Source organism: Streptomyces sp. NPDC111606 (genome assembly GCF_055656945.1).
In genome coordinates this window covers 235,001-261,109 of the sequence record NZ_JBVKBY010000004.1, presented here as the reverse complement: position 1 = coordinate 261,109, position 26,109 = coordinate 235,001, and the positions used below count along the sequence as shown (strand labels likewise).

Here is a 26,109-nt window from a genome sequence, read left to right as displayed (position 1 = left end):
TCCTGAGGGGTGGGAGCGGAGGGGCGGTGCCGGGGACGGTCGGCCGTCCCCTCCGCTCGGTCATGGGGAGCCGTGGGTGAGGTTCCCGGCCGGGTGGCCTAGTGGAACTGCTCTTCCTCCGTGGACCCGGTCAGCGCGGTCGTGGACGACGTGGGATTGACGGCCGTCGACACCAGGTCGAAGTACCCGGTACCGACCTCGCGCTGGTGCTTGACGGCGGTGAAGCCGTGGGGCTGCGCGGCGAACTCCTTCTCCTGCAGGTCGACGTAGGCGGTCATGCCGTGCTCGGCGTAGCCGCGGGCGAGGTCGAACATGCCGTGGTTGAGGGAGTGGAAGCCGGCCAGCGTGATGAACTGGAACTTGTAGCCCATCGCGCCCAGTTCACGCTGGAACTTGGCGATCTGGTCGTCGTCCAGCGCGGCCTTCCAGTTGAAGGAGGGCGAGCAGTTGTACGCCAGCATCTGGTCCGGGTACCGGGCTTGGATGGCCTCGGCGAACTCGCGGGCCTGCGCCAGGTCCGGGGTGCCCGTCTCGACCCAGATCAGATCGGCGTACGGCGCGTAGGCGAGGCCGCGGGCGATGACCGGCGCCATGCCGTTGCGCACCCGGTAGAAGCCCTCCGCCGTCCGCTCGCCGGTGACGAACTCGGCGTCGCGCTCGTCGACGTCGCTGGTCAGGAGGTTGGCGGCGAGGGCGTCGGTGCGGGCGACGACGACCGTCGGCACATCGGCGATGTCGGCGGCCAGACGGGCCGCGTTGAGGGTGCGGATGTGCTGCGAGGTCGGGACGAGGACCTTGCCGCCGAGGTGGCCGCACTTCTTCTCGGAGGCGAGCTGGTCCTCGTAGTGGATGCCGGCCGCACCCGCCGCGATCATCGCCTTGGTCAGCTCGAAGGCGTTGAGCGGACCACCGAAGCCGGCCTCGGCGTCGGCCACGATCGGCGCCAGCCAGTCCGTCGCGTCGCCCGCGCCCTCCGCGGTGGCGATCTGGTCGGCGCGCAGCAGCGCGTTGTTGATCCGACGCACCACCTGCGGCACCGAGTTGACCGGGTACAGGCTCTGGTCGGGGTAGGTGTGCCCGGCCTGGTTGGCGTCGGCGGCGACCTGCCAGCCGGACAGGTAGATCGCCTGGAGCCCGGCCTTGACCTGCTGCACCGCCTGGCCGCCGGTCAGCGCGCCCAGGGCGTGGATGTAGTCCCGCTCATGCAGCTGGCGCCACAGCCGCTCGGCCCCGCGCCGGGCCAGGGTCTGCTCCTCACGGACACTCCCGGACAGCCGGACGACGTCCTCGGCGCTGTAGGTGCGCTCAATGCCCTGCCACCTCGGGTCGGTGGCCCAGCGCCGTGCGAGCTCCTCGGCCGCCTGCGTCCTCGCCTCTGCCATGACTGTCACCGTCTCCTCGGTCTGTTGCGTCTGCCAATTGTGTGCGGCTCGCCGCGCGATTGGCACTGCGTGTCTCTCTCAAGGGGTGCGGCCCGCCGCCACCCGAAGGGGCGAAGGTGAGCAATGCTGCCGGTACGGGCTGCCGTACAGCCGGGATCTCCGACGTCAGGGCATGAATCGCGCCCCGGTTCCGGGCGGAGCCTGCCGGGTCCGGCGGGCCGCACTCACACTCTGGCACTGGCACTGAGTGCCATCAACTGTGGAAGCCTGCCAAGCTTTGCGAATCTTCTCGCCGCTGTTTGCCAATCTTGCGAAGGGTGCGGGAGCCGCCCGTTCGCGTACGCTGACCGGGTCTCAGCTCGTCCCTGACACGGAGGAACGCACGCGGTGAGCAAGACCTATGCGGGCGCGCGGCTGCGCAGGCTCCGCGAGGAGCGCCGGATGAGCCAGGCCGAGCTGGCGCGCGTCCTCGCCATCTCACCCAGCTATCTGAACCAGATGGAGCACGACTCCCGCCCGCTCACCGTCCCCGTCCTGCTCCGGCTGACCGAGACCTTCGGACTCGACCCGAACTTCTTCTCCGAGCGCGACACGACCCGCCTGATGGCCGACCTGCGCGAGGCGCTCACCGGCGAGATCGCCGAGTCCCGCGTCTCCCCGTCCGACCTCGCGGAACTCGCTTCCCGCATGCCCGCGGTCGCGCGGGTCCTGCTCGACCTGGGCCGCCGCAACCAGCTCCTTGCCGAGCGGCTCGCGGGAGCGGCCGACGGCCGGGACACCGCAGTCGAGACACCGCGCTCACCCCACGAGGAGATCCGGGACTTCTTCTACCGCCGCCAGAACTACCTGCACGACACCGACCTCGCGGCCGAACGCCTCGCCGAGGAGATCGGCATCCGGCCCGGCGAGGTCGTCGGCGCGCTCACCGCGAGACTGGCCGACGCGCACGATGTCCGCCCGGCCGCAGGGACCGGCGACCGTCTGCACCACTTCGACGCGGCGACCCGCACCCTCCACCTGTCCAACCGCCTGCGCCCCGGCCAGCGAGCGTTCCGCATGGCCACCCAACTGGCGCTCCTCGAATACGGCGACGAACTCGACCGGCAGGCCGCCGAGGACTTCCCGCCCGGCTCACCCGCCCACGCCCTGGCCCGCATCGGCATCGCCAACTACTTCGCGGCCGCGCTGATCCTGCCGTACAGGGCCTTCCACGCGGCGGCCGAGGAGTTCCGCTACGACATCGAGCGCCTCACCGACCGCTACGGTCTCGGCTACGAGACCGTCTGCCACCGCCTGAGCACCCTTCAGCGCCCCCGGCTGCGCGGCGTGCCCTTCTCTTTCGTCCGTGTCGACCGCGCCGGGAACATGTCCAAACGCCAGTCGGCCACCGGCTTCCACTTCTCGCGGGCGGGCGGCACCTGCCCCCTGTGGAACGTCTACGAGGCGTTCGCCGCACCCGGTCGCATCCATGTCCAGATCGCCGAAATGCCGGACGGGCAGCGCTACTTGTGGACGGCCCGCGCGGTCACCCGGCACCGCGGCGGCTGGGGCGAGCCCGGCAGGACGTACGCCATCGGGCTGGGCTGCGAGATCCGCCACGCCCATCGGCTCGTCTACTCAGACGGCCTCGACCTCACCAACGCCTCCGCCGCGACCCCGATCGGCATGGGCTGCCGCGTCTGTGAACGCCTCGACTGTCCTCAGCGGGCGGCTCCTCCGTTGGGCCGGGCACTCGCCGTCGACGAGCACAGCAGCACGTTCGTGCCGTATCCGGTCGAGGTCGACAGCGACGGGCGGGCGTGACCGGGCCCGGACCTTGCTGTTCAGCCGGCAGTAGGAGCCGTGCCGGGCGGTGCGGCCGACCTCCGCGATGCCGGGGACGACGCCCGCGGCAGCGGCTGGGCGGCCAGGGACCGGGCGGGGTGACGAGGGCTCAGGAAGACGACGATGCCCTTGCCGTCGGGGGAGGGGTGGGTGGCCTGGGTCCAGCCCTGGCGGCGGTAGAAGGTCATGGCTCGCCCCGACTGGACGGAGGTGAGCAGCCAGGAACGGCCTTCGGGAGCGTCTGCGGTGACCGCTTCCAGCAGGTCGGCGGCGAGGCCGGTGCCCTTGGCGGCGGCGCGTACGGCGAGTTCGTCTATCTCGCGCGCGCCGCAGAGCCAGTCGCCGGTGCGGTCGCGACCGAGCCCGGCGGCCGCCTGGGGGTAGCAGCGGTCGGTGGGGAAGGGGGAGAGAGTGGTCCAGGCGGTGGCGAAACCGATGACCTCCTCACCGTCGAAGGCGAGCGCGGCCGTGAAACCCGGACGCCGTACGTTCAGGGGTAGTCGCGCCGCGAACTCGGCGGCCTTCTCCTCGTCCTCGTCCCAGGGCGGGGCGCGGAAGGCGTCGGCGTACACGGACCGCAGGGCGGTGGTGTGGGGGAGCAGCGCCCCGTCCTTGAAGACGCGGATGTCCATCAGGCCGCCACCGCCACGGCCGCCACAGGGTGCAGCGCCGCGTACTCCAGCGGTGCGGACGGATCGATCGACACGTCCAGCGGCGCCGGTTCGGCGTCGGCACGCACCAGGAGGTCGCCGACGGCGGCGATCATCGCGCCGTTGTCCGTGCACAACCGCAGGGGAGGTACGCGCAGTTCGACGCCCGCGGCGCGGCAGCGCTCCTCGGCCAGGGAGCGGACCCGGGAGTTCGCGGCAACCCCGCCGACCACGACCAGCGTGCCCACCCCATGCTCGACGCAGGCCGCCACCGCCTTGCGGGTCAGTACGTCGGCGATGGCTTCCTGCAGCGACGCCGCGCCGTCGGCCACGGGCAGCTCACGGCCCGCATGCCCCTCCGCCCACCGCGCGGCCGCCGTCTTCAGCCCGGAGAAGGAGAAGTCGTACGGCTCGTCGCGCGGGCCGGTCAGGGGGCGCGGGAAGGGGACAGCGCGCGGATCCCCCACGCGCGCTGCCCGGTCGATGGCCGGGCCGCCCGGATAGGGCAGCCCGAAGACCCGCGCGACCTTGTCGAAGCACTCCCCGGCCGCGTCGTCGAGGGTGTCGCCGAGAGGGACGATCGGATCGCGGGCCAGGTCGCGGACGAGGAGCAGCGAAGTGTGGCCGCCGGAGACGATCAGCACCATGCAGGGATCGGGCAACGGCCCGTGTTCCAGGGTGTCGGCGGCGACATGGCCGGCGAGGTGGTGCACGCCGTACAGGGGGACGCCGAGCGCGTACGCGATGCCCTTCGCACCGGCAAGCCCCACCTGGAGCGCGCCCGACAGACCCGGTCCGGTGGTGACGGCGACCGCGCCGATGTCGGAGAGCCGCAACCCGGCCCCGCCCAGGGCCTGTTGGATCACCGGTCGGACCGCATGCACGTGGGCGCGGGCGGCGATCTCGGGTACGACACCGCCGTACCGGGCGTGTTCGTCCATGCTCGACGCGAGGGCGTGGCCGAGCAGCCGGCCGTCCCGGACGAGCCCCGCGCCGGTCTCGTCGCACGACGACTCGATGCCCAGCACGATCGGGGATGCCTTGCGTCCCATGCCGACCCACCTCTTTCTGCATCACCAAAGCTATTGCAAGTATTGTGCAATAAGGGCTGACTGAATCCTGACGTGGGCTTTGCCGCCCCTGCGTTGTTCTTGCAACTGCTCGGCAGAAGCCTGGGCTACGCGGCTGAGAACAGCCATCGGACCAGCAGTGAGGCCCCCACTCCATGACTTCCTCGTGGCACCGCATCCGCACGTCCATGACCCGCAAGGAGTGGGCGAGCCTCGGCGGAATGGCCGCGTTCATCCTGGCGCTGCACGTCATCGGCTGGTTCACCCTCGTGGTCATCGTCGCCCCCGAGCACTACAGCCTCGGCAGCAAGACCTTCGGCATCGGCATCGGCGTCACCGCCTACACCCTCGGCATGCGCCACGCCTTCGACGCCGACCACATCGCCGCCATCGACAACACCACCCGCAAGCTGATGAGTGAGGGGCAGCGCCCGCTGTCGGTCGGCTTCTGGTTCTCCCTCGGTCATTCCTCGATCGTCTTCGCCCTCGCCTTCCTGCTCTCCCTGGGCGTCAAGGCGTTGGCCGACCCGGTGCAGGACGACGACTCCGCACTGCACAGCGTGACCGGCTGGATCGGCACGACGGTCTCGGGGACGTTCCTCTACCTCATCGCGGTCATCAACATCGTGATCACGGCCGGCATCTGGAAGGTCTTCCGGCAGATGCGCACCGGCCACTTCGACGAGGCCGCCCTCGAAGAGCAGCTCAACAACCGGGGCTTCATGAACCGCCTCCTCGGCCGCCTGATGAAGTCGATCACCAAGCCCTGGCAGATGTACCCCCTGGGCGTCCTCTTCGGCCTCGGCTTCGACACCGCGACCGAGATCGCGCTCCTCGTCCTGGCCGGCTCGGGCGCGGCATCGGGGCTGCCCTGGTACGCGATCCTGTGCCTGCCGCTCCTGTTCGCGGCCGGCATGTCGCTGCTCGACACCATCGACGGCTCGTTCATGAACTTCGCCTACGGCTGGGCGTTCTCCAAGCCGGTCCGCAAGGTCTACTACAACCTCACCGTCACGGGCCTGTCGGTCGCCGTCGCCCTCATCATCGGCACCGTCGAACTGCTGGGCCTGATCGCCGAGAAGGCGGACCTGCACGGGCCGTTCTGGGACTGGGTCTCCGGCCTCGACCTGAACATCATCGGCTACGTCATCGTCGGCCTCTTCTTCGCCACCTGGGCGTTGGCCCTGCTGGTCTGGAAGGTCGGCCGCATCGAGGAGAAGTGGACGGCGGGCCTGGCCCGGCCTGGCGTGGAGGGCTCGGCGAGCAGTGGTGCCGCGCTGCGACACGGCGCAGGTCCTAGGTCCAATGCCTGATCGAAAAGCTGCTGCTCTTGCTGTTAATGTGCAGCTGCATACTATTCGCAATAACGTCGGAGGACGTTGGACATGGCGACTTACACGCTCCCGGAGCTTCCGTACGACTACGCGTCGCTCGCCCCGGTCATCAGCCCCGAGATCATCGAGCTGCACCACGACAAGCACCACGCGGCGTACGTGAAGGGCGCGAACGACACGCTGGAGCAGCTCGCCGAGGCGCGGGACAAGGAGTCGTGGGGCTCGATCAACGGCCTGGAGAAGAATCTGGCCTTCCATCTCTCCGGCCACATCCTGCACTCGATCTACTGGCACAACATGACGGGCGAGGGCGGCGGCGAGCCGCTGGAGAAGGACGGCGTGGGCGAACTCGCGGACGCCATCGCCGAGTCCTTCGGCTCCTTCGCGAACTTCAAGACCCAGCTGTCCAAGGCATCGGCCACGACCCAGGGTTCCGGTTGGGGCGTGCTCGCCTACGAGCCGCTCAGTGGCCTCCTCATCGTCGAGCAGGTCTACGACCACCAGGGCAACGTCGGCCAGGGCTCGACGCCGATCCTGGTGTTCGACGCCTGGGAGCACGCCTTCTACCTCCAGTACCGGAACCAGAAGGTCGACTTCATCGAGGCCATGTGGCAGGTCGTCAACTGGCAGGACGTTGCCAAGCGTTACGCCGCCGCCAAGGAGCGGGGCAACAGCCTGCTTCTGGCGCCGTGACGCCGTAACACGCCGCGGATGTCCTGCTCGTGATCGTCTTCTCAACCTTCACCGGCAGGCGGCACGGCGAAGGGCTCCCACAAGGAAGTGCCTTGTGGGAGCCCTTTCGCGCTCTCGTGCCGCGCCGCCCTACTGCGCACCCGAGCTCTGGGGCCTCGGTCCCTCCGACGCGACGGTCTCCCCCGGGATCACCCGGGGTGCCCCGGGAGCGTCCTCGTCCTTCATCGCCCTGGCCTCGGACTTCAGGATGCGCGCCGACTTGCCCGCCGAACGGGCGAGTTCGGGAAGCTTCTTCGCGCACAGGACGGCGATGACGACGAGGAGGATGATCGCGAATTCGCTCAGTCCGAACATGTGGGGTCCCGTCCTTCTGGTGGGCTGGGTGAGGTGTTGGCGCAGGTGGAGCAGCGGGGATCAGCGTCCCACGGCCGAGCAGGGGCCCGCTGTCAGACGTCGACACCGAAGTCGGCGGCGATCCCGGCGAGCCCGGAGGCGTACCCCTGTCCGACGGCTCGGAACTTCCAGTCGGCGCCGTGGCGGTACAACTCGCCGAAGACCATGGCCGTCTCGGTCGAGGCGTCCTCGGACAGGTCGTAGCGGGCGATCTCGGCGCCGCCGGCCTGGTTGACGACGCGGATGAAGGCGTTGCGGACCTGGCCGAAGCTCTGGCCGCGGTTCTCGGCGTCGTGGATGGAGACCGGGAACACGATCCGGTCGACGTCGGTGGGCACGGCCGCCAGATCGACCTTGACGGACTCGTCGTCGCCCTCGCCCTCACCGGTGAGGTTGTCACCGGTGTGCTCCACGGAACCGTCCGGGCTGCTGAGGTTGTTGTAGAAGACGAAGTGCCGGTCGGACAGGACCTTGCCGGAGGTGTTGAGCAGCAGGGCGGAGGCGTCGAGGTCGTAGTCGGTGCCGGTGGTCGTGCGCACGTCCCAGCCCAGTCCGACCAGGACGGCGGTCAGGCCCGGTGCCTCCTTGCTGAGCGAGACGTTGCCGCCCTTGGACAGGGAAACTCCCACTGATGCTCTCCCCTTCGCATGAGGTGGTTGTGCTGATTGCGGTCCTCTGAAATCTACATCACTGTAGAAGAAATGGCAGGCCGCCTTCTGCTTTCCTTACGATGTACCGCTCGATGTATCGCACATGACGCGCAGGTCAGCGGAAGGGAGACAGGGCATGGCGGATGACCGGCAGCGTTCCCGGCGCCGGGGACAGGGCGAGCTGGAGGCGCTGGTCCTGTCGGCGCTGCGGGAGGCGGACGGTCCGGCGACGGCCGGCTGGGTGCAGGAACGGCTCGGCGACGACCTCGCCTATACGACGGTGATCACGATCCTGACCCGACTGCTGGCCAAGGGCGCGGTGACCCGGGAGCGTGCGGGCCGCTCCTTCGCGTGGACGTCGGCTTCGGACCAGGCGGGCCTCGCGGCGCACAGGATGCGCAGGGTGCTGGATGCCGAGAGCGACCGCGGGGCCGTGCTCGCCAGCTTCGTCACAAGCCTGGGGCCGGACGACGAGCGGCTCCTGCGTGAACTGCTGGGGCAGTCGGGGAGCGAACCGGGCGGGACCCGGAGTGAAGGGGACCACTGACACCTCATGGGGGTCTTCGTCTTTCTCCCGCTCGTCCTGCCGCTCACGGCATGGCCGATCGCACGCCTCGCCGAGCAGCACCTGCATCCCCGCACCGCGACCCGGCTGCTCACCGCTGTCGCCGCCGTGATGACGGTGTGCAGCACGGTCTGTCTGGGCCTGACGATGGTGGTCGGCACCGCCCAACTGCCCGGCAATCCGCTGCCCGACGGCTGGTCGGACCCGGAGGTGCGGGCGGCCGTGCCGTACGACGAGATCGTCGGCAAGGCGGCCATCCCGGCGCTGTGCGCGGTGGTCGTGGTCTGCGGACGGACGCTGTGGTGGCACGGCCGGGTGCGCCGTCACGCCCACCGGGCGCTCGCCGGGCTGCCGGGCACGGGTGTGGTCGTACTCCCCGACGAGGTTCCGTATGCGTACGCGTTGCCGGGTGGCCGGCGCGACCGGGTGGTGGTGACCACGGGAGTGCTGGACCGCCTCGAACCCGCCGAACGCCGGGCGCTCTTCGCTCACGAACGGGCCCATCTGGCCGCGCGGCACCACCGTTTCCTGCTCGCCGTCCAACTGGCCGCGCGGGCCAACCCTTTCCTGCGCCCGCTGCGCACAGTGGTGGCGTACACCACGGAACGCTGGGCGGACGAAGAGGCCGCCCGGGCGATCGGCAGCCGCCGGACGGTGGCGAGCGCGATCGGCAAGGCGGCGCTGGTGTCCCGGGGCACTCCGGTCGCGACGCTGGCGGGCTTCGCGGCGGCGGGGCCGGTGCCGCGCCGGGTGGCCGCACTGCTCGCGCCCGCCCCGCAGGGCCGTCGTTGGCCGTCGCTGTTCACCTCGGTGGGCCTGGCGGCGTGGTGCGCGGCCGCGGGGACGGCCGTCTCGGCGATGTCGTCCGCGAACTCGGCGGTGACGATGGTCCTCATTCTGCGCGCGGCGACGCCTCTGTGAACGGCGGGTTCCCGAGCGGGCGTTGGGCTTGGCGGTAGGCCGAGCGTCGAGGGCTCCGGCACGGGAATTTTGGCGGTTCCTGCGATCCAGGCAACGGATGTTGCGAAGATCGTCGTCTGTTCGGGGTGAGGGGTTCGGGCTTCGGCCATTCATCTATCGAGGGGGGCGCAGGTGACGGGGACGGGGAAACGCCGACGCATGCCGGGCGGCGAGGGGAAGACCCGGTTGACGCGGCGGGGGAGGATCCTGGCGTGGGGGGTGGGGGTGACGTCGGCCGTCGTCCTCGGAGTCGCCGGGGTGGGCGCCTGGGTCTACCAGGACCTCAACGACAACATCAAGTCCGCCGACGTCGATGACAAGATCGGCGGCGACCGGCCCGAGAACCTCAGCCCGGGGTCGAAGAACATCCTGGTCGTCGGCTCCGACAGCCGCGACGGCGCCAACGCCGAGTACGGCAAGGACCTGACCACCATGCAGTCGGACACGCTGATGGTGCTGCACGTCCCCGCGAACCGGAAATGGGCCACGGTGGTGTCGTTCCCCCGTGACTCCTGGGTGGAGGTACCGGCCTGCGACACGGGCGACGGCAGCAGCTCCGAGCCGCACCACTACAAGATCAACGAGGCGTTCGCGCTCGGTGGTACCAGCGGCGAGGTCGCCGGTGCGGCCGCCTGCTCCATCAAGACGGTCGAGGCCAACACGGGCCTGCGCATAGACCACTTCATGTCCGTCGACTTCCAGGGCTTCAAGGGCATGGTCGACGCCCTGGACGGCATCGAGGTCTGCCCCGAGCAGGCCATCCACTCCAAGAAGGCCCGACTGGACATGGAGCCCGGCTGCCAGACGGTCGGGGGCGAGAAGGCGCTCGGCTATGTGCGCGTCCGCTACGGCGTCGGCGACGGCTCCGACATCGGACGCATCGGGCGCCAGCAGGAGTTCATGGATGCCCTCGCCGAGAAGGCGCAGGCCAAACTGACCAGCCCGAAGGCGCTCTACGGCTTCCTGCAGTCGGCCACCAAGTCCCTCACCACGGACCCCGATCTCGCCGGCATCAAGCCGTTGTACGGCCTCGCGTCGGAGCTCAAGGGAATCCCGAGCGACCGTCTGACCTTCCTCACGGTCCCCAACTACCCGCGCGAGGCGGACGTGGCCTCCGACAAGGCCAACGTGGTCTGGCAGTTCCCGCAGGCCACCGAGCTGTTCGCCGCCCTGGCCAGGGACAAGGAGGTCGACAAGAAGCGCCTGGAGGCGGACGCGAAGAACCCCGTGTACGCCTCCTCCGTGCGCGTCCAGGTTCTCAACGGCACGGGGGTCTCGGGGCTGGCCGGCACCGTCGCCCAGAAGCTGCGCGAGGCCGGCATCACGGTCGCGGGCACGGGCAACGCCCCCCAGAACAGCGGCACCACGAAGGTCACCTACCCGGCGGGCCTGGAGAAGCAGGCCCAGGCACTCGCCGCCCGGCTGCCAGGGGTCCGGGCCACGCCGGACTCGGCCGCGGGGGCGGGTGCGGTCACCCTGGTCGTCGGCAAGGACCTCGACCTCGACGACATCCGCTGACCCGCAGCGCCGGGGCGGAAGCGAGCCCATGGGGCGGACACCGCCCACCCCGGCGACAGCCGGCGGCCGGATTCGTCCGCCCTATGAGGGCGAGGGGAGAACGCTCAGAGGTCGAACTCGTGCGGCGGCAGGTCGAGCGCGTAGCACGCCTCCCGCACCACGGCCTGCTCATCCTTGTCGAAGTCGCCGTCGGCGCCGCCGATGACGATGCCGATCTGGACGACGGCGCGCGCCTCGGCGGGCTTCTTCTTCGCCTTGGCGATCTCCTGCATGACACTCACCTTGCCGAAGTCGAAGTCGGTGGTGAGCCGGTTCAGGTTCTCCTCGAAGCGCCGGCGCAGTTCCTCGGCGGGGAAGTTCTGCAACACCTCGTTGGTGGCGATCAGTTGGGCCACCCGCTGCCGCTCGGAGGGGTCGACGGTGCCGTCGGCGGCGGCGACGAGCGCACACATCGCCATGCTCGCGTCGCGGAAGGCGCCACTCTTGAGGTCGTTCTTCTTCGCCACCAACTGGGTCTGCATCGTCGATGCGGACTCCTTGATGCGGTCCCACAGGGCCATGAGAACTCCAAACGGGGTACGGGGCTGCTGTGCGGTCGCCGAAGCGGGCGGCCGCAGCTTCTACAGTAATGTAGAAGTCGGCAGTTCCCTGCAGGGACCGGAGCGGCGGCCGTCGTGGGTGGCTCATACGTGTGCGTCAGCACACGGTGTGCTTGAACCGGCGTGGGGAAATGTGCTTAGGGTGCTGGCGATGTCCGCTGACGCCACACCCGCACCCGCTGTCACACTCGCACCGGAGCGACGGCAGCAACCGCTGCCGTTCGCGGCGTTTGCGCAGAGACGGGCCGAGCGGCGGGATCCCTTCCTCGACAACGCCAAGTACCTGGCGATCCTCCTGGTGGCGGCGGGTCACGCCTGGGAGCCGCTGCGGGAGGGCAGCCCGACCGTCACCGCGCTGTACATGCTCGTGTACGCCTTTCACATGCCGGTGTTCGCGGTCATCTCGGGCTACTTCTCGCGCGGCTTCGAAGCGGAACCCCGGAAGATCGGGAGGCTGCTCACCGGCGTGGTGGTCCCGTATGTGGTCTTCGAGGTGGCGTACACCCTCTTCACGCGGTGGACCAGCCAGGATCCCGACCGGCCGATCAGCCTGCTGGACCCGCTGTACCTGACCTGGTTCCTGGCGGCCCTGTTCGTCTGGCGGCTGACGGCTCCGATTTGGCGGCTGGTGCGGTGGCCGCTGCCGCTCGCTCTCGGCGTGGCGATGCTGGCCACCCTCTCGCCCTCGATCGGCAACGACCTGGGTCTCCAGCGGGTCCTGCAGTTCCTGCCGTACTTCGTGCTCGGCCTGCAACTGAAGCCGGGGCACTTCCTCCTGGTCCGCCGCCGTGAGGCGCGCACCCTCGCCCTGCCGGTCCTCGGCTGCGCACTCGTGGTGGCGTACTGGGCCGCCTCGCGGATGGACTACGGCTGGTTCTTCCACAGCGAGAGCGCCCAGGGGCTTGCCGCACCCGCCTGGTACGGCCCTCTGATGACCCTGGCCACCTTCGGCTGTTCGGTCGTCCTGGTCGCCGCCTTCCTCGCCTGTGTGCCGGGGCGCCGGACGTGGTTCACGGTGCTGGGCGCCGGCACCCTGTCCGGCTTCCTGCTGCACGGGTTCGTGGCTCAGGCGGCCAAGTACTTCGGCTGGTACGACCACGCCTGGATCCGGGAACCCGTAGGTGAGATCACCGTCACACTGATCGCGGTCGCGGTTATTTCCGCGCTCTGCGCTCCTGCGATCCAGCGAGTCTTCCGCCGTGTGACGGAACCACTGGCACCGCCGACGCCCGTGGGCCGGCCCGCCCGCCACCCGAGCTGACTGCGGCCGGAGCCGGCCTGACGGCCTTCGCTCATCGGAGTCCGTGTGCGTGGCACGGACATTGTCGGCAGTGTTCGTGCAGGTCCGTCACCAGGCGTTTGTGCAGGTCCGCCCCCAGGAAAGATGGGAGTTGGGCCTGATGGCGGGAGCGGCCGGGGCGATGCCGGGTGGGATGCCGGAGCGGGCTGTTCACGTCGCCGAGCTGTGCGGATGTCGGGCAACGGGGAAGGGGGAGCCATGCCTCAGTCCGACGACGAGAGTCTGGGCGCGCTCGAAGCGCGACTCGCGCGTGATGACCCTCGCTTCGCCCGGGCGCTGGGCGCCGGACGACCCACCCGGCCCCGCGAGTACCGCCGCACCGGTGTCTGGTCGATGCTGACGGGCGCGGTCGCCGTACTGGTCACCGGAATCGTCGTGGCCGACGGACTGCTCATCGCCGCCGGCCTGGTCCTCACCGGCATCGCCGGTCAGCTCTTCGACCCGCATCGCCCGCGCGCAGGGCGACGCTGCCCACCGCGTCGCTGACGCGCCGGAGCCGGGACGGCCGCGGATACGACAACTTCCGTATGATCATCGGAATTTGGCATGCGCTAGAATCCTTTACCGAGCCCTTACGCTCCGTTGAGCGAGGGGTTGCTCAGTCGTTGGTGGTCGTCGCCGATTCCGGCGGACGTGATGGGGGGCGTGACATGGGTCCGGTCATCCGTGCGCGCGTCGAGATCCCCGCACGCGTCGAGAACGCCGCCCGCGACGGCGTTCCTGATACCGGCAACGCCGTCGGCCTGAAGGGCCGCGCCGCGCGCTGACGCGCACCGCGCCCGACGAGGACAACCGGCCACAGCACGGCCCGTCACCCGTCACGCCGCGCTCCGGGCCCACCGGCAGGCCCGTCCCAGCCCCACCGCAAGGACACCACCTCACCTCGCCATGCGCGCAGCCGCTCACTCGGCTTGCGCACACGAACCTCAACACCGTCTCGCCGTACGACGCCACCGAGCCGAGCGGCCCGAGCGGTTGCCCGCACCCGCGACCGCACCCAGGCAGTCCCGGAGCTCAACTCCGGCCGCCGACACCGCACCTGGCACAGACGCCGCCACCGAACCGATCACGGAGGTCAGACGCCCGTGCACAACACCACAGCCATGCTCATCGAACTCGGCGCGATCATCCTCGCCCTGGGGCTGCTGGGCCGCCTCGCCGACCGGGTGGGCTTCTCGCCCATACCCCTGTATCTGCTCGCCGGACTCGCCTTCGGCCACGGCGGCATCCTTCCGCTTCAGGCCAGCGAGGAGTTCGTCGCCACCGGCGCCGAGATCGGCGTCATCCTGCTGCTGCTCCTGCTCGGCCTGGAGTACAGCGCCTCCGAACTCGTCGACACCCTCAAGACCCAATACCCCTCCGGCGCGGTCGACTTCGTCCTGAACGCCGCCCCCGGCGCCGCGATGGCCCTGCTGCTGGGCTGGGGCCCGGTCGCCGCCGTCGCCCTCGCCGGTGTCACCTGGATCTCCTCGTCCGGCGTCATTGCCAAGGTCCTCGGGGATCTGCGCCGACTCGGCAACCGCGAAACTCCGGTCGTACTCGGCGTGCTGGTCCTTGAAGACCTCTCCATGGCCGTCTACCTGCCCATCCTCACCGCCCTGTTGGCCGGGGTGAGCCTCGCGGGCGGCGCCCTGACCCTGCTGATCGCCCTCGGCACGGTCGGCGCGGTGCTGTACGTGGCGCTGCGCCACGGCCGCCTCGTCAGCCGTGCGGTCTCCTCGGACAGCGCGGAGATGCTGCTGTTGGTCGTGTTCGGCCTGACTCTGCTCGTCGCGGGCATCGCCCAGCAGCTCCAGGTGTCGGCGGCGGTCGGTGCGTTCCTGGTCGGCATCGCGCTGTCCGGCGAGGTCGCCGAAGGGGCGGGCAACCTCCTCACCCCACTGCGGGACCTGTTCGCCGCGGTGTTCTTCGTCTTCTTCGGCCTGCACACCGATCCCGCGGACATTCCGCCCGTACTGGTCCCCGCCCTCGCCCTCGCCGCCGTCACCACCCTCACGAAGATCGCCACCGGCTACTGGGCCGCCCGCCGAGCCGGCATCTCCCGCAAGGGGCGCTGGCGCGCGGGCGGAACCCTGGTGGCGCGGGGCGAGTTCTCCATCGTCATCGCCGGGCTCACCGTCGGCGTCGAGCCACGCATCGGCCCGCTGGCCACGGCCTACGTCCTGATCCTGGTCGTACTCGGACCGCTCGCCGCCCGCTGGACCGAGCCCCTGACCCGCGGCCTCGCTCGCCGCTCGCCGCGCGAAACGCCGGCCGCGACGACGGTGGCGGAACCGGCCGAGGTCGCCCATGCGAACGGCTGAGCCGCACAGCCCGGGGTGCGCGGGCGCGACGTCGGCCGGATCGCCGCCGCCCGCGCCCGGCGCCGCCGGCCGACGACAACTGCCGTCGGCGAACGGGGAGAAGGTGACGACGATGGAGCGCGCCACCAACGTGTTCCTCGAAGGCTTCGAGCGGATCCTTGCGGACGCCGCCGTCACGGGCCGCCGTCTGACCCGCGACGAGGTCGAGTCCCGCAGGGCCCTCGGCGCCAGGGCGGCCGAGGCGGGGCACGGCTGGCGTGCCCTGGTGCGCTCCCATCTCGCGGCCGGGAGCCGCGACCGGCCGGTCCACGCCGACCCCGACAGCGTCCTCGCCGTCATCGAGCAGGCGGTGGACGCCTTCGCCGACGGATACGAACGAGCGCAGCGGCTCGTCATCCGCAAGGAAGAGGCCGCCCGCCTCGGGCGTGGTGATCCGGGCCATCTCGCCGCGCGCTGCGAACGGTTCGGGCTGCGGCTGTCCCGCGCCCACGCCGTCGCCGTGGCCGAGGGGCCGCAGAAGTACGACGAGACGGACCCGGTACCCCGCCAGGTGGCGGGGGAGCTGTTCGCACGCTTCGAGAACCGGCGCATCCTGTTCACCACGAAGGAGGGGAGGATGGTGTGCATCGCCCCCGGCGATCAGGACGGAGTCCTCACTCACTTCGCCAGGCTCGCGCACGCCGCCACCGGCGTCGGCCAGGTCGCCGTGGGCCGGCCCCGGCAGGGCGCCGTCGGTATCGGCCACAGCTACGAAGAGGCCCTCAACGCCCTCGACGTGGCCCAGCGCATGGGCCTGGACGATCCCCTTCTGCGGGCCGCCGACCTGCTCGTCTTCCCCGTACTGGCCCGCGACCGGCAGGCACTGGTCGACCTGGTCCACAACACCCTGGGCCCGCTGGAGCAGGCGCGCGGCGGCGCGCAGCCGCTGCTCGACACGCTCACCGTGTACTTCGACACCGGCTGTGTGGCAGCCGCCGCGGCCCGGCACCTGTCGCTCAGCGTGCGCGCGCTGACGTACCGGCTGGCCCGCATCCGCACTCTGACCGGCAGCGACCCCAACGATCCCGCCCACCGCTACGCCCTTGCAGACGGCGGTCATCGGCGCCGGCCTCCTGGACTGGCCGAACAGACCTCTGTGAGCCTCGGGTTCAGCCCCGGTGGCCGCGAGCTCACGACCGGCCGACGGTGTCCTGATCGTCCACCGCTTCGAGCGGCGCCGCAGGTGAAGTCTCCCTCGCGGCCGGTACGTGCGCCGTCGGCGCGGGCTTGCGCAGACGGGCCGTCAGGAGCATGGCCACCGGCTCGGTGAAGCGGGCGGTGAGCGGGCCGAGGATGACCAGGATGAGGACGTAGGCGGTGGCGAGCGGGCCGAGGGAGGGCTCGATGCCCGCGGTGACGGCGAGTCCGGCGATGACGATGGAGAACTCGCCGCGGGCCACCAGCGTTCCGCCCGCGCGCCAGCGGCCCTTGGCGGAGATTCCCGCGCGCTTGGCCGCCCAGTAGCCGGTGGCGATCTTCGTGAAGGCGGTGACGACGGCCAGGGCCAGCGCGGGCAGCAGCACCGGCGGGATGCTCGCGGGGTCGGTGTGCAGGCCGAAGAAGACGAAGAACACCGCGGCGAACAGGTCCCGGAGAGGCGCCAGGAGATTGTGCGCGCCCTCGGCGACCTCGCCGGACAGCGCGATGCCGACCAGGAACGCACCGACCGCCGCCGACACCTGGAGCTGCTGGGCGATGCCCGCGACCAGCAGGGTCAGGCCGAGGACGACCAGGAGCAGCTTCTCGGGGTCGTCGCTGGATACGAAGCGGGAGATGTGGCGCCCGTAGCGCACCGCGAGCAGGAGAACGAGTCCGGCGACGCCGAGTGCGATGGCGAGGGTGACGCTGCCCGCCGCCAGACCGGCCCCCGCGAGCAGCGCGGTGATGATCGGCAGGTACACGGCCATGGAGAGGTCCTCGAGGACCAGGATGCTGAGGATGACCGGGGTTTCGCGGTTGCCGAGTCGTCCGAGGTCGCCGAGGACCTTGGCGATGACGCCGGACGAGGAGATCCAGGTGACACCGGCCAGGACTACGGCGGCGACCGGGCCCCAGCCCAGCAGCAGGGCCATGGCCGCGCCGGGCAGGGCGTTGAGCGCGGCGTCGACGAGGCCGGCCGGGTACTGGGTCTTGAGGTTGGAGACCAGGTCACTGGCCGTGTACTCGAGGCCGAGCATCAGCAGCAGCAGGATCACACCGATCTCGGCGCCGATGGCGACGAATTCCTCGCTGGTGCCGAGCGGGAGCAGCCCGCCTTCGCCGAAAGCGAGTCCGGCCAGCAGGTACAGGGGTATCGGGGAGAACTGGAAACGCGCGGCGAACCGGCCGAGCAGGCCCAGGCCGAGGATGATGGCGCCGAACTCTATGAGGAAGACAGCGGAGGAGTGCACGCCGTTCACTCCCGTCCGAGTATCGCGGCGGCAGCCTCCACGCCCTCGCGGGTGCCGATCACGATCAGGATGTCGCCGCCCGCCAGCCGGAAGTCCGGTGCCGGCGAGGGGATGGCCTCGGCGCGGCGCAGTACGGCCACGATGGACACACCGGTCTCGGTACGCATCCGGGTCTCGCCCAGCACCCGCCCGTTCCAGTGCGAGGTGGCCGACAGCTCGACCCGCTCGGCCACCAGGCCCAGGTCGGTCGTGGACAGCAGGTTGGGGCTGTGGTGCGCCGGCATCAGCGCGTCGATGAGGGCCTCCGCCTCTCCCGACGTCATCCGCACCGACAGCGCACACGCGTCCGGATCGTCCTGCTGGTACGCGTTCAGCGTCCGCGATCCGTCCCGGTGCGCGACCACGGACACGCGACGCTGTTCCCGGGTGGTGAGGTCGTAACGGACCCCGATCCCCGGCAACGGCGTACTGCTCAGGCGTGGAGCGCCCACCACGGTCCCCCTGTCTGGTTCGAGTGTTTCTTTGGACAACCTTTAATGACACCCTAACGAGCGCCCGGAACCGACCGCCGGGCAGGTGACCCAGGGCTGCCTGGAACAATGGGTCGCGGGAGATCGGGGAGGAAACGTCAGCATGATCGAGTGGGTGTCCCTCAGCTCCGGTGCCAGGCCCGTTCCCCGGCCCGTCGCCACCCCGCTGGTCTGGGCCGCGGCCTTCGGCGGGGCGCTGGTGCTGGTGGCCTTGCTCAACTCCCTCGTGGGCACCGACCGACCGGGACTCGCCCTGGCCTTACTGTCCCTGCTGGCCGCCCTGCTGGGCCTTTGCGCCCGCTTCACCGCGGCTCCCGGCACGGCCCTCCTGTGCTGGCTGTTCCTCAACGGCTTCGCCATCCCGCCCGCGGGAATCCTCACCTGGGTCGGGCACCGCGACACCTTCTGGCTGACCTGCCTCCTGGCCGCGGCCCTGGTCGGAACGGCTCTGGCCCGCCTGCTTCACGCCCGGGCCGCCTACCGCCGCCTCACCGGCGGCCTCGGCCCCACGGCGCCGGGCACCGGCAATGGGCCGCACGACGTGTGACGACTGACCGTCGGTCACTCAAGTAACGGGATCCGGCGGGCCCCACTGTGAAGGTGGACCTGACCGTTACGTCACGGACCTGTTCGCCGGTCAGGCTGTCCTACGGGGGTTTGTGTCGCTTCCCGGGACGGTGCCGTCGCCGTTTCCTCGTACGTGGGCGTCACCGCGCGTCCGCCCGGGTGGCGCAGGGCGCACAGGTAGCCGATGCCGAGGGCGATGGCCATGCCGTAGAACACCCACTGGTTGGCCTCGGCGAAGTCCATGCGCACCGCGTCCATCGAATCGCGCAGAGCCGTCGCGGCAGGTCCCGTGCCGGTGGGTGAACTGTTGTCACCCGTGCCCGTGATGGACTCACTGATGTTGCGGGCCACGTTCTCCGCCACGTCGGGCGGCAGGCCGCGGGCTTCCAGGGTGTTCGTCACGTTCGAGTTGGTGACGTGCGTCAGTACGGTGCCGAGGACGGCCAGGCCCACGCTCGCCGCGTAGTTGCGTACCGTCTGGGTGATTCCGGTGACCTCCCCGTAGGAGGGACCGATCGCCCGGTTGACGGCGTCCGTCGAGGCGGGGGCGAGGATGAAGCCGATGCCCGCGCCGGCAAGGGCGGCGTACGGCCACTGGTCGTGCATGCTCAGATCGGTGAGTTTCCCGGCCCACAGGGCGAAGCCGACGCAGCCCAGGACGCAGCCGATCTTCAGCGCCGGGCGGGCGCCCTGCTTGTCGAGGATCCGGCCGCCCCACTGCGAGGCGATCGCGAAGCCCGCGAAGAAGTAGAGCAGGAACAGCGCCGCCTGGTTCGGCGAGGCACTCAGGCACACCTGGGCGTACACGGAGGCGAAGAAGAACAGCGGGACGAAGGCGAGCATGGCGAAGAAGAGCACCACCGTGTCCACCGTGAACGCCCGGTCCTTGAAGACGCGCAGGTCGATCAGCGGATGGTGCACGCGCCGCTCGTACGCGACGAACGCGCAGAGCACCGCGAGACCGCCGACGATGCAGGCCCAGGTTGCCGGGTTGTCCCACCCCCAGGACCACGCCTGCTGAAAGCCGAGAACGCTCAGACCCATGCCGACGACGATCAGAACGGCACCTCGGACGTCGAGCGTGCCGGGTCGTCGCCGGTCGGCGATGTGGGCAAATGCCGTGAGGGCCAGGGCCACGATCGCCACGGGGACGTTGACCCAGAACACCGCGCGCCAGGTCCAGTTCGTGAGCCAGCCGCCCAGGAGGGGTCCGATGGCCGTCAGCGCGCCGGAGATCCCGAAGAACAGGGCCAGGGCACGTCCGCGTCGCTCGCGCGGGAACACCGCCACCACCACGGCCAGCGCCGCGGGGAACAGCAGTGCCGCCCCGAAACCCTGGGTGGCGCGGAAGGCGATCAGCCAGCTCTGTGCCGCGTCGCCCTCGGGGACGCAGCCGCACAGCACCGACGAGACGACGAAGACCAGGGTGCCGATCACGACCACCCGGCGCGGCCCGTAGAGGTCCGCGAGGCGGCCGCCCAGGGCGAAGAAGGCGGCCAGGGACAGCAGATAGGCGTTCACGACCCACTGCATGCCAGAGGATGACAGACCCAGTTCACGGACGATGTCCGGGGCGGCGATGGCGACGATGGTCTGGTCGATGAACGTCATCGCAACCGCGAACATCATGGCCGTGAGCACCAAGGTCTGTCGTGGTGCCGACCGAGGTTCGGGCGCGGCTTCGCCACGCGCCGGATAGGTGCCACTCACCCGTCCAGCATGCGCCCGACCCGGCGCCGCCGCATCACAAGCGGCTCGTGCGGGTGCCTCGTGGCCCGGGCACCGCTCGCCGAGATCCGGCGGGTTGCGGGAATGCGACATCACCCGGGACGGCAAGGGTGCCGTCGCCGAGCTCATGTCGCCCACCACCACTGCCTGTTCTGCCGACGGGCCTGCGGAGACGGAGGATGCCGGCAGGCTCGCCTATCGTGATCCCGATCGGATCACGAGTCGGAGCGGTCAACCAGGGAGGACCACCATGACTTCTTCTCCGCACAGCGACGACTTAGCCGGCCCCTTCTCCAGGCGCCGCTTCGCCCAGCTCGGCGCTCTCGGACTTGCCGGTGGTGTGGGCGCGCTCGGTCTCGGCTCGACTGCCGTTGCGGTGGGTCGGGACGGGCAGGTTCACTACGACCGGGCCCGGGCGCTCGCCGGAAGCGACCCGGTTCTGCTCGCCCTTGTGACGGCGCTGACGCCCGACTTCGAGTTTCCTCGTCCGCCCGCGCCGGAGCCGTTGAGGATTTTCGACAACCTGGCCTTTGTGAGCGTTGGTTGGGTCTCTGCGATGGCGGTGCTGACGGATGACGGGATCGTGTTGATCGACGCGCTCACCTCGCCCGCGGAGGCCGAGGGCGTTCTCGTCCCCGGGTTGCGTGAGCTGGGCGCCGATCCCGCGACGATCAAGTATGTCGTCGTCACGCACGGCCACGACGACCATTTCGGCGGGGCACAGTATCTCGCGGACCGGTACGGAGCGCGCGTTCTGATGGCGCCCGCCGACTGGGACCTCATCGCCCGGACCCGACCGGACAACGCACCCGCCAGGGATCTGGACATCGCGGACGGGCAACGGCTCACGCTCGGCGGCACGACGATCCGACTGCACCACACCCCGGGCCACACGACGGGCACCGTCTCGCCGGTCATCCCGGTGCGGTCGGGGGCCGAGCGCCACACGGCCATGCTCTGGGGCGGGGTGAACCCGCCCGGCACGGTGTCGGAGCTGAGCGTCTATCGGGCGTCCGTACGTTCCTTCCGGAAGCGGATGCGGGACGCGAAGGTGGACGTGGAACTGTCCAACCACCCCAACGACCACGGCCTCCAACGCGTCGAACAGCTGCGGAGCCGACCGGACGGCGTCAACCCCTTCGTACTCGGCGAGCCGCGCACCCAGCGGTTCATGGTGGTCCTGGACCTCATGCTGCGGGGGCGGATCGCCGACGCCGACCGGGCGCTCTCTGGTGGCGTGGGGGAGTAGGGGTGGTGAGGTGAGGCCTGTCAGGAGGTGACCGCGCAAGGCCGCGGAAGGGGACGTACATGTCCGCACCGGCTCGTTCCGATCCGCTGCCGAACATGCTGATCGCCTTGACCGCGGTCACCGGGATCGTCGACGCGGTGGCCTTCCTGGGCCTGGGGCAGGTCTTCACCGCCTTCATGACGGGCAACATCCTCTTCCTCGGCTTCGCGGTCTCCGGTGGCTGCTGACCTCCGCCGCGATCGCGTCCACGCTGCTGGTGGCCGCTGCGCTGGCGGCGATCGGACTGGACAGTGTGCGAAGCGACCTGGCGCCGCGGCACTATGCCGTGATCGCCCTGACCGCACTGGCCATGGGTGTACGCAGCGCGACGATGTGGCGGCTCGGGGCGGGCCTGAACACCACGTTGGTGACCGGCACGCTCGTCACCCTGGTCAGACACTCGGAGCTGGGCGGCGGCACACCGGACACCTCCCAGCCCTACCGCGCCGCTGCTCTCGTGGCGGTCTTCACCGGCGCGGCCGTCGGCACACTGCTGCTGCGTGCGGGGCTCACCGTGGCGCTGCTCGTCGCCGCCGCGGGGATCCTGGCCGGCATCGGGGGCTACGTGGCTCATCCGGCGTCCGGACGGGCGCGCAACGCCTGACCTGACGTACGCCTGTCCCGGCCGTGGAAGCGAGACCTGCCCCGCCTGTGGAGGCGGGGCAAGTCTCCCTGCGCGTGCGTGCGGTGTCAGCGGCTCAGCACTCGCCTCGCCAGACGACACGCGTGATGGTGAGCCCAGGCTCGGCGTTGGCCTTGTACTTGCCCGGGCCGGGGTTGTAGTGGAAGCAGTCGGTCGACGGCTGACCGCCGAGGAACGACGTCACATCGACATGGTCGGCGCCCGGGTAGACGACTCCGTTGTTGAAGATGGACCCGACGGCCAGGTTGCCGGACCAGTTGCCCGCGACCTTGAGGACGAGCCGTCCCGTCTGGTTGGCGCCGCTGTAGGCGCAGAAGTAACCCTTCCCGCAGCCGGGCGGGTTGGCTTCCGCCGACGCCGCGGGGGCGAGGGCGAGGACGCCGGCGAAGGCGGCCGCGACGGCTCCGGCGCCCAGGGCTGCGAGTCGCTTTCCGGTCAGCATGATGAGCATCCCTCCGTGGTCAGCACTCGCCGCGCCATACGACCTTGACGACATGGGTGCCCGGAACGGCATTCGCCTTGTAGGCGCCGGGGCCCGGGTTGTAGTGCAGACAGGCCGTTTCCGTGCCGCCCTCGACGGTGTACGTCACGTCGACGTGGTCGGCGCCCGGGAAGGCCTTTCCGTTGTTGAACGCAGAGCGGAAGGCGACGTTGCCGCTCCAGTTCCCCTTGGTTTTCACGACGAGTTGACCGGTCTGGTTCTCTCCGCTGTAGGCGCAGAAGTACTCCTTCGGACAGCCGGGCGGATTGGGTTCGGCCGAAGCGGTCGGCGCGGTGACCAGCACGGTGGCGAAGGCGGCAGTGGCCACTGCCCCGATCGCGGCACGTTTGCGCATATCGTTTCTTCCCCCTGGATCGGCATGACGAAGATCTTGGTCGCTTACGTCTCTCAGGCTGCCCGTCATCGACCGTTCCTGCCAGGTGATTCGGCGCGCGCCGAAAGTCACTGCTGACGCGCATGGACGACGGTGCGCGCCGGGTGAGTTGGCGTGAAAAGAGATTTCGCGATTCACCGAAATACCGGGAGTATCGGGAGGACCATCCCATGCTGAAACTTCAGTTGATCACGTGACCGACTGAGATGGAATTCCGTGCTCCGAGTGCACTTCACGCGCCAAGATCTGCTCAGGACACGCGTCGCCGCCGCACCCGACCCGCTGTGGGAGCTCGTACTCAGCGTGAACCTGCTGGCGACGCGTCAGGGACGTGCCGTATTCGACGCCTGGCGTGTGCAGGCGCGAGCCGGGCTCAACCGGGTGCCCCGGCAACAGCTGCACCTCGTCCGGGCGTTGGCCCCACCGCGCGGGAGCTTTCCCGATTTCCTCAATCCGGCAGAGGCTTCCGCGGGGCTCTCGGAGGGCGTGCAGGCGATTCTGTCCACGCCTCGGCGACGGCTGAGCAGGGAGATGAACGTGCTCACCGCGGCACCGGGATGGTTGCGCCCGCTCGCCGACGGCGAGCCCTGCGCGCTGGAGAACCTCGGGCAGGCACTGCACGGGTACTTCCATGCCGCACTGGCCCCCTACTGGTCCGCCGTACGGGCGCAGATCGAGGCCGACCGTGCGGTGCGGGCGCGGGAAATACTGCGGGGCGGCGTAGACGCGCTGCTGTCGACGCTGGGCCCGTCGATGCGCTGGCGGCCACCCGTGCTGGAGACGGCGTACCCACTGCAGCGCGAGCTGCGCCTCGAGGGCCGGGGGCTGCTGCTGGTGCCCTCCGTCTTCTGCTGGCAGACACCGATCACCCTGACGGACCCGACGCTGCCGCCCGTACTGGTCTATCCCGTCACCCGCACGCACCGCTGGTGGCTGCCTCCGCAGGGGGGCACCGGAACCCGGGCGCTGGCGAGGCTGCTCGGCCACGGGCGGGCCGCCGTGCTCCGGGCCCTGGAGGACGGCTGTACCACGAGCGAGGTCGCCCGGCGTGCGGGGGTGACCCCGGCGACGGTCAGCGAGCACGTGCGGATCCTGCGGGAGGCAGGGCTGGTCGCCTCGATCCGCGACCGGAACACCGTGCTGCACGTTCTCACACCCCTGGGCCACAGCCTCCTGACGGCGAACCGGTCCCGCGAGGCGCAGACGGTCGGCAGCTAGGGCCTGCGGCCCACGTGGTGCGCCCGTACAACCTCCGGCCCGCTCGCTGGTCTGATTCCTCGGGGTGTTCATGGGATCCGAGCAGCAAATCGCCTTCTTTCTGCGGGCGTTGCGGACCGGCGACACGTGGGGGCGGGCAGCCGCGGCGAAAGGTCTAGGGAAGGTCGGACGGGACGAACACGCGTGGGTGCTCGTCGAATCGGCTGACGACTCTGCGCCCGAGGTGCGTGAGGCCGTGGCCATGGGGCTCGGCCGGAGCGCGGTCGCCGAGGCGGGCCGGACCGTGCTGCCCGCCTTGATGGGCGACGAGGATCCCTGGGTACGGCGCCGGGCCTCGCGCGCCGCGATCCGGCTCGGACTCGACGGTCCGGCGGTCGTGGACGCCTACTCCCGCCTGCTCCGCGACCCCGACCATCACCTGCGGATCAACGCCCTGGACGGCTTGGCGGCCCTGGGCGTGCCGGGCGATGTTCCGGGTCTGGTGGCGCTTCTGGGTGACCCGGACGGAGCCGTGTGGGGACGTGCCCGTGCACTCGTGTGGCGCTTCCAGGACGCCCCGGCCGTCGGCGCGGAGCTGATCCGCACGGCCGAACAGGGCGCACCGGACGCTCGCGTTCAGGCTCTCCAACTGCTGCCCGGGCACTCGACTGTGCGCCTGCTCGATTCTCTGGTCACCGGACTGCGCGACGCGGCCGCCCAGGTGCGGATCGCGGTGACACGTCGGCTCCTCGACGTCGAGGACGCGCACACCCAGGACGCCTTGGTGGGGGCACTGGAGGACGAACGGGACGCGAACGTCGCGGACTTCTTGCTGGACGCTCTCGGCCGGCGGGGCGAGGAACGGGTCACCGTGCCGGCGACGCGATGGATCACCCACTCCACCGTCGGACCCTCGGCCGCGTACGCGCTGGGAGCCGCGGGGACGCGGACCGCCGCCGCGGTGCTGCGCACGGCTCTCATCGACCCCACGCTGCCCGGCCGTACGCGTGCCGCCGCTGCGAAAGCCGTTGGGGAGGCGGGGCGATGGGACGCCGTCTGGCTGCTGCTGCCGCATCTGGACGACCCCGACGGCGAGGTGCGAGCGGGTGCGGTGGCCGGCCTGGACGCGCTGGTGCAGGAGGGGCTTCGCCTCTGGGAACGCCATGCTGTGGCCGAGGCGTTGGTGGCCCACCTCGTCGCCGATCCGAACACGATCTGGAAGACGCACAACGCCCTCATCGGCCTCGCCGAGGCGCTGCCCGCGCTGCGGCGGACAGTGGACCGCACCCCTTCGGCCGAGGTGCGGGCCGCTGCGCTCTCCCTGCTGGACACGTACAACGCCACCGACGAGCACACCGGTCAGGACCTGGCGCGCTTCGTCCATGCCCTGGACGACCCGGACGAGACGGTCCGCTTCCACGCCGCGGAGGGCCTGGCCCACTGGCTGGCGGACACCGGAACCCGGCCGCAGAACGAGGAGCGGCTGCGCGCCCGGCTCACCGCCCTCGCCTCGGACGCCGCGGAGGCGGAGACTCGCGCGGCGGCCGACGAGGCACTTCGGGCACTGGACGGGCGCGGCCCCGCCTCGTCGTGACGGCGGCTCAGGCCGGG

Annotated in this window: 24 protein-coding genes and 2 pseudogenes; 15 read left to right on the top strand and 11 right to left on the bottom strand. The window is 70.5% G+C overall.

What is annotated here, in order from left to right; translation table 11 throughout:
* Window positions 1–98 precede the first annotated feature (98 nt).
* Window positions 99–1,382: an isocitrate lyase gene (gene aceA, locus ACZ7M7_RS16555; protein WP_472117122.1), complete on the bottom strand. Its 1,284-nt coding sequence runs from the start codon at window positions 1,380–1,382 to the stop codon at window positions 99–101.
* A 387-nt stretch (window positions 1,383–1,769) separates the two neighbouring features.
* On the opposite strand from aceA, the gene ACZ7M7_RS16550 reads away from it, so the two are divergent.
* On the top strand, window positions 1,770–3,185 hold the full coding sequence (locus ACZ7M7_RS16550; protein ID WP_472117119.1) for a short-chain fatty acyl-CoA regulator family protein: 1,416 nt from the start codon (window positions 1,770–1,772) through the stop codon (window positions 3,183–3,185).
* A gap of 20 nt (window positions 3,186–3,205) precedes the next feature.
* Here ACZ7M7_RS16550 and ACZ7M7_RS16545 read toward each other — a convergent pair whose 3' ends face one another.
* Window positions 3,206–3,838, bottom strand: coding sequence for a GNAT family N-acetyltransferase (locus tag ACZ7M7_RS16545; RefSeq protein ID WP_472117116.1), 633 nt, complete (start codon window positions 3,836–3,838; stop codon window positions 3,206–3,208).
* A complete protein-coding gene (tsaD, locus tag ACZ7M7_RS16540; RefSeq protein WP_472117113.1) occupies window positions 3,838–4,908 on the bottom strand; it encodes a tRNA (adenosine(37)-N6)-threonylcarbamoyltransferase complex transferase subunit TsaD in 1,071 nt (356 codons plus the stop codon). Before tsaD ends, ACZ7M7_RS16545 begins: the two co-directional genes overlap by 1 nt.
* Before the next feature lie 173 nt (window positions 4,909–5,081).
* Here tsaD and nicT point away from each other — a divergent pair, with 173 nt between their 5' ends.
* Both nicT and ACZ7M7_RS16530 read left to right on the top strand, forming a co-directional pair.
* A complete protein-coding gene (nicT, locus tag ACZ7M7_RS16535; RefSeq protein WP_472117110.1) occupies window positions 5,082–6,239 on the top strand; it encodes a Nickel transporter NicT in 1,158 nt (385 codons plus the stop codon).
* Window positions 6,240–6,311: 72 nt separating this feature from the next.
* Window positions 6,312–6,953: a superoxide dismutase gene (locus tag ACZ7M7_RS16530; RefSeq protein ID WP_383602079.1), complete on the top strand. Its 642-nt coding sequence runs from the start codon at window positions 6,312–6,314 to the stop codon at window positions 6,951–6,953.
* Between the two features lie 129 nt (window positions 6,954–7,082).
* On the opposite strand, the gene ACZ7M7_RS16525 is transcribed toward ACZ7M7_RS16530, so the two are convergent.
* Window positions 7,083–7,307: a twin-arginine translocase TatA/TatE family subunit gene (locus tag ACZ7M7_RS16525; protein WP_383627630.1), complete on the bottom strand. Its 225-nt coding sequence runs from the start codon at window positions 7,305–7,307 to the stop codon at window positions 7,083–7,085.
* Window positions 7,308–7,399: 92 nt separating this feature from the next.
* Window positions 7,400–7,975, bottom strand: a complete 576-nt coding sequence (locus ACZ7M7_RS16520; protein ID WP_472117106.1) for a TerD family protein — start codon at window positions 7,973–7,975, stop codon at window positions 7,400–7,402.
* A 157-nt stretch (window positions 7,976–8,132) separates the two neighbouring features.
* Between ACZ7M7_RS16520 and ACZ7M7_RS16515 the strand changes: the two genes are divergently transcribed.
* The 3 genes from ACZ7M7_RS16515 (at window position 8,133) to ACZ7M7_RS16505 (ending at window position 11,039) form a co-directional block, all read left to right on the top strand.
* Window positions 8,133–8,543 (top strand): BlaI/MecI/CopY family transcriptional regulator, encoded by a 411-nt coding sequence (locus ACZ7M7_RS16515; RefSeq protein ID WP_383602088.1) that lies wholly within the window; start codon window positions 8,133–8,135, stop codon window positions 8,541–8,543.
* Between the two features lie 6 nt (window positions 8,544–8,549).
* On the top strand, window positions 8,550–9,482 hold the full coding sequence (locus ACZ7M7_RS16510; RefSeq protein WP_472117103.1) for a M56 family metallopeptidase: 933 nt from the start codon (window positions 8,550–8,552) through the stop codon (window positions 9,480–9,482).
* A gap of 198 nt (window positions 9,483–9,680) precedes the next feature.
* The gene (locus ACZ7M7_RS16505) at window positions 9,681–11,039 is read left to right on the top strand and encodes an LCP family protein (RefSeq protein ID WP_472117101.1); all 1,359 of its coding nucleotides are present in this window, start codon (window positions 9,681–9,683) and stop codon (window positions 11,037–11,039) included.
* Window positions 11,040–11,143: 104 nt separating this feature from the next.
* Here ACZ7M7_RS16505 and ACZ7M7_RS16500 read toward each other — a convergent pair whose 3' ends face one another.
* Window positions 11,144–11,599: a tellurite resistance TerB family protein gene (locus tag ACZ7M7_RS16500; protein WP_383602096.1), complete on the bottom strand. Its 456-nt coding sequence runs from the start codon at window positions 11,597–11,599 to the stop codon at window positions 11,144–11,146.
* Between the two features lie 190 nt (window positions 11,600–11,789).
* Here ACZ7M7_RS16500 and ACZ7M7_RS16495 point away from each other — a divergent pair, with 190 nt between their 5' ends.
* The 4 genes and pseudogenes from ACZ7M7_RS16495 (at window position 11,790) to ACZ7M7_RS16480 (ending at window position 16,380) form a co-directional block, all read left to right on the top strand.
* Window positions 11,790–12,899 carry an acyltransferase family protein gene (locus ACZ7M7_RS16495; protein WP_472117098.1) on the top strand — a complete coding sequence of 370 codons (1,110 nt, stop codon included), beginning with the start codon at window positions 11,790–11,792 and terminating at the stop codon, window positions 12,897–12,899.
* A 237-nt stretch (window positions 12,900–13,136) separates the two neighbouring features.
* Complete coding sequence (locus ACZ7M7_RS16490) at window positions 13,137–13,424, top strand: DUF3040 domain-containing protein (RefSeq protein ID WP_383602102.1); 288 nt, start codon at window positions 13,137–13,139, stop codon at window positions 13,422–13,424.
* Window positions 13,425–14,023: 599 nt separating this feature from the next.
* Window positions 14,024–15,241, top strand: coding sequence for a cation:proton antiporter (locus ACZ7M7_RS16485; RefSeq protein ID WP_472117095.1), 1,218 nt, complete (start codon window positions 14,024–14,026; stop codon window positions 15,239–15,241).
* A 112-nt stretch (window positions 15,242–15,353) separates the two neighbouring features.
* A pseudogene (locus tag ACZ7M7_RS16480) lies at window positions 15,354–16,380 on the top strand (PucR family transcriptional regulator).
* 30 nt (window positions 16,381–16,410) lie between these two features.
* Here the strand turns inward: ACZ7M7_RS16480 and ACZ7M7_RS16475 are convergent.
* Window positions 16,411–17,670 (bottom strand): cation:proton antiporter, encoded by a 1,260-nt coding sequence (locus ACZ7M7_RS16475; protein WP_383627648.1) that lies wholly within the window; start codon window positions 17,668–17,670, stop codon window positions 16,411–16,413.
* 5 nt (window positions 17,671–17,675) lie between these two features.
* The gene (locus ACZ7M7_RS16470; RefSeq protein WP_383602110.1) at window positions 17,676–18,161 is read right to left on the bottom strand and encodes a cation:proton antiporter regulatory subunit; all 486 of its coding nucleotides are present in this window, start codon (window positions 18,159–18,161) and stop codon (window positions 17,676–17,678) included.
* Window positions 18,162–18,303: 142 nt separating this feature from the next.
* Here ACZ7M7_RS16470 and ACZ7M7_RS16465 point away from each other — a divergent pair, with 142 nt between their 5' ends.
* Complete coding sequence (locus ACZ7M7_RS16465; RefSeq protein ID WP_369275385.1) at window positions 18,304–18,747, top strand: hypothetical protein; 444 nt, start codon at window positions 18,304–18,306, stop codon at window positions 18,745–18,747.
* Window positions 18,748–18,818: 71 nt separating this feature from the next.
* Here the strand turns inward: ACZ7M7_RS16465 and ACZ7M7_RS16460 are convergent, their stop codons facing one another.
* Window positions 18,819–20,396, bottom strand: coding sequence for an MFS transporter (locus tag ACZ7M7_RS16460; protein WP_472117091.1), 1,578 nt, complete (start codon window positions 20,394–20,396; stop codon window positions 18,819–18,821).
* Between the two features lie 349 nt (window positions 20,397–20,745).
* Here ACZ7M7_RS16460 and ACZ7M7_RS16455 point away from each other — a divergent pair, with 349 nt between their 5' ends.
* Window positions 20,746–21,744 carry an MBL fold metallo-hydrolase gene (locus ACZ7M7_RS16455; protein WP_472117088.1) on the top strand — a complete coding sequence of 333 codons (999 nt, stop codon included), beginning with the start codon at window positions 20,746–20,748 and terminating at the stop codon, window positions 21,742–21,744.
* Window positions 21,745–21,803: 59 nt separating this feature from the next.
* A pseudogene (locus ACZ7M7_RS16450) lies at window positions 21,804–22,387 on the top strand (DUF1275 family protein).
* A 94-nt stretch (window positions 22,388–22,481) separates the two neighbouring features.
* On the opposite strand, the gene ACZ7M7_RS16445 reads toward ACZ7M7_RS16450, so the two are convergent.
* Both ACZ7M7_RS16445 and ACZ7M7_RS16440 read right to left on the bottom strand, forming a co-directional pair.
* The gene (locus ACZ7M7_RS16445) at window positions 22,482–22,868 is read right to left on the bottom strand and encodes a peptidase inhibitor family I36 protein (RefSeq protein WP_453820625.1); all 387 of its coding nucleotides are present in this window, start codon (window positions 22,866–22,868) and stop codon (window positions 22,482–22,484) included.
* A 19-nt stretch (window positions 22,869–22,887) separates the two neighbouring features.
* Complete coding sequence (locus tag ACZ7M7_RS16440; protein ID WP_328419724.1) at window positions 22,888–23,262, bottom strand: peptidase inhibitor family I36 protein; 375 nt, start codon at window positions 23,260–23,262, stop codon at window positions 22,888–22,890.
* A gap of 255 nt (window positions 23,263–23,517) precedes the next feature.
* Here ACZ7M7_RS16440 and ACZ7M7_RS16435 point away from each other — a divergent pair, with 255 nt between their 5' ends.
* Both ACZ7M7_RS16435 and ACZ7M7_RS16430 read left to right on the top strand, forming a co-directional pair.
* A complete protein-coding gene (locus ACZ7M7_RS16435) occupies window positions 23,518–24,519 on the top strand; it encodes a winged helix-turn-helix domain-containing protein (protein WP_472117083.1) in 1,002 nt (333 codons plus the stop codon).
* Between the two features lie 70 nt (window positions 24,520–24,589).
* Window positions 24,590–26,092: a HEAT repeat domain-containing protein gene (locus ACZ7M7_RS16430; protein WP_472117081.1), complete on the top strand. Its 1,503-nt coding sequence runs from the start codon at window positions 24,590–24,592 to the stop codon at window positions 26,090–26,092.
* Window positions 26,093–26,109: the final 17 nt, after the last annotated feature.

Coding starts and splice junctions, on each gene's coding strand:
- aceA (WP_472117122.1), bottom strand. CDS start 1,382: ATGGCAGAGGCGAGGACGCAGGCGGCCGAGGAGCTCGCACGGCGCTGG.
- ACZ7M7_RS16545 (WP_472117116.1), bottom strand. CDS start 3,838: ATGGACATCCGCGTCTTCAAGGACGGGGCGCTGCTCCCCCACACCACC.
- tsaD (WP_472117113.1), bottom strand. CDS start 4,908: ATGGGACGCAAGGCATCCCCGATCGTGCTGGGCATCGAGTCGTCGTGC.
- nicT (WP_472117110.1), top strand. CDS start 5,082: ATGACTTCCTCGTGGCACCGCATCCGCACGTCCATGACCCGCAAGGAG.
- ACZ7M7_RS16530 (WP_383602079.1), top strand. CDS start 6,312: ATGGCGACTTACACGCTCCCGGAGCTTCCGTACGACTACGCGTCGCTC.
- ACZ7M7_RS16525 (WP_383627630.1), bottom strand. CDS start 7,307: ATGTTCGGACTGAGCGAATTCGCGATCATCCTCCTCGTCGTCATCGCC.
- ACZ7M7_RS16515 (WP_383602088.1), top strand. CDS start 8,133: ATGGCGGATGACCGGCAGCGTTCCCGGCGCCGGGGACAGGGCGAGCTG.
- ACZ7M7_RS16510 (WP_472117103.1), top strand. CDS start 8,550: ATGGGGGTCTTCGTCTTTCTCCCGCTCGTCCTGCCGCTCACGGCATGG.
- ACZ7M7_RS16505 (WP_472117101.1), top strand. CDS start 9,681: ATGCCGGGCGGCGAGGGGAAGACCCGGTTGACGCGGCGGGGGAGGATC.
- ACZ7M7_RS16500 (WP_383602096.1), bottom strand. CDS start 11,599: ATGGCCCTGTGGGACCGCATCAAGGAGTCCGCATCGACGATGCAGACC.
- ACZ7M7_RS16495 (WP_472117098.1), top strand. CDS start 11,790: ATGTCCGCTGACGCCACACCCGCACCCGCTGTCACACTCGCACCGGAG.
- ACZ7M7_RS16490 (WP_383602102.1), top strand. CDS start 13,137: ATGCCTCAGTCCGACGACGAGAGTCTGGGCGCGCTCGAAGCGCGACTC.
- ACZ7M7_RS16465 (WP_369275385.1), top strand. CDS start 18,304: ATGATCGAGTGGGTGTCCCTCAGCTCCGGTGCCAGGCCCGTTCCCCGG.
- ACZ7M7_RS16460 (WP_472117091.1), bottom strand. CDS start 20,396: ATGATGTTCGCGGTTGCGATGACGTTCATCGACCAGACCATCGTCGCC.
- ACZ7M7_RS16455 (WP_472117088.1), top strand. CDS start 20,746: ATGACTTCTTCTCCGCACAGCGACGACTTAGCCGGCCCCTTCTCCAGG.
- ACZ7M7_RS16445 (WP_453820625.1), bottom strand. CDS start 22,868: ATGCTGACCGGAAAGCGACTCGCAGCCCTGGGCGCCGGAGCCGTCGCG.
- ACZ7M7_RS16440 (WP_328419724.1), bottom strand. CDS start 23,262: ATGCGCAAACGTGCCGCGATCGGGGCAGTGGCCACTGCCGCCTTCGCC.
- ACZ7M7_RS16430 (WP_472117081.1), top strand. CDS start 24,590: ATGGGATCCGAGCAGCAAATCGCCTTCTTTCTGCGGGCGTTGCGGACC.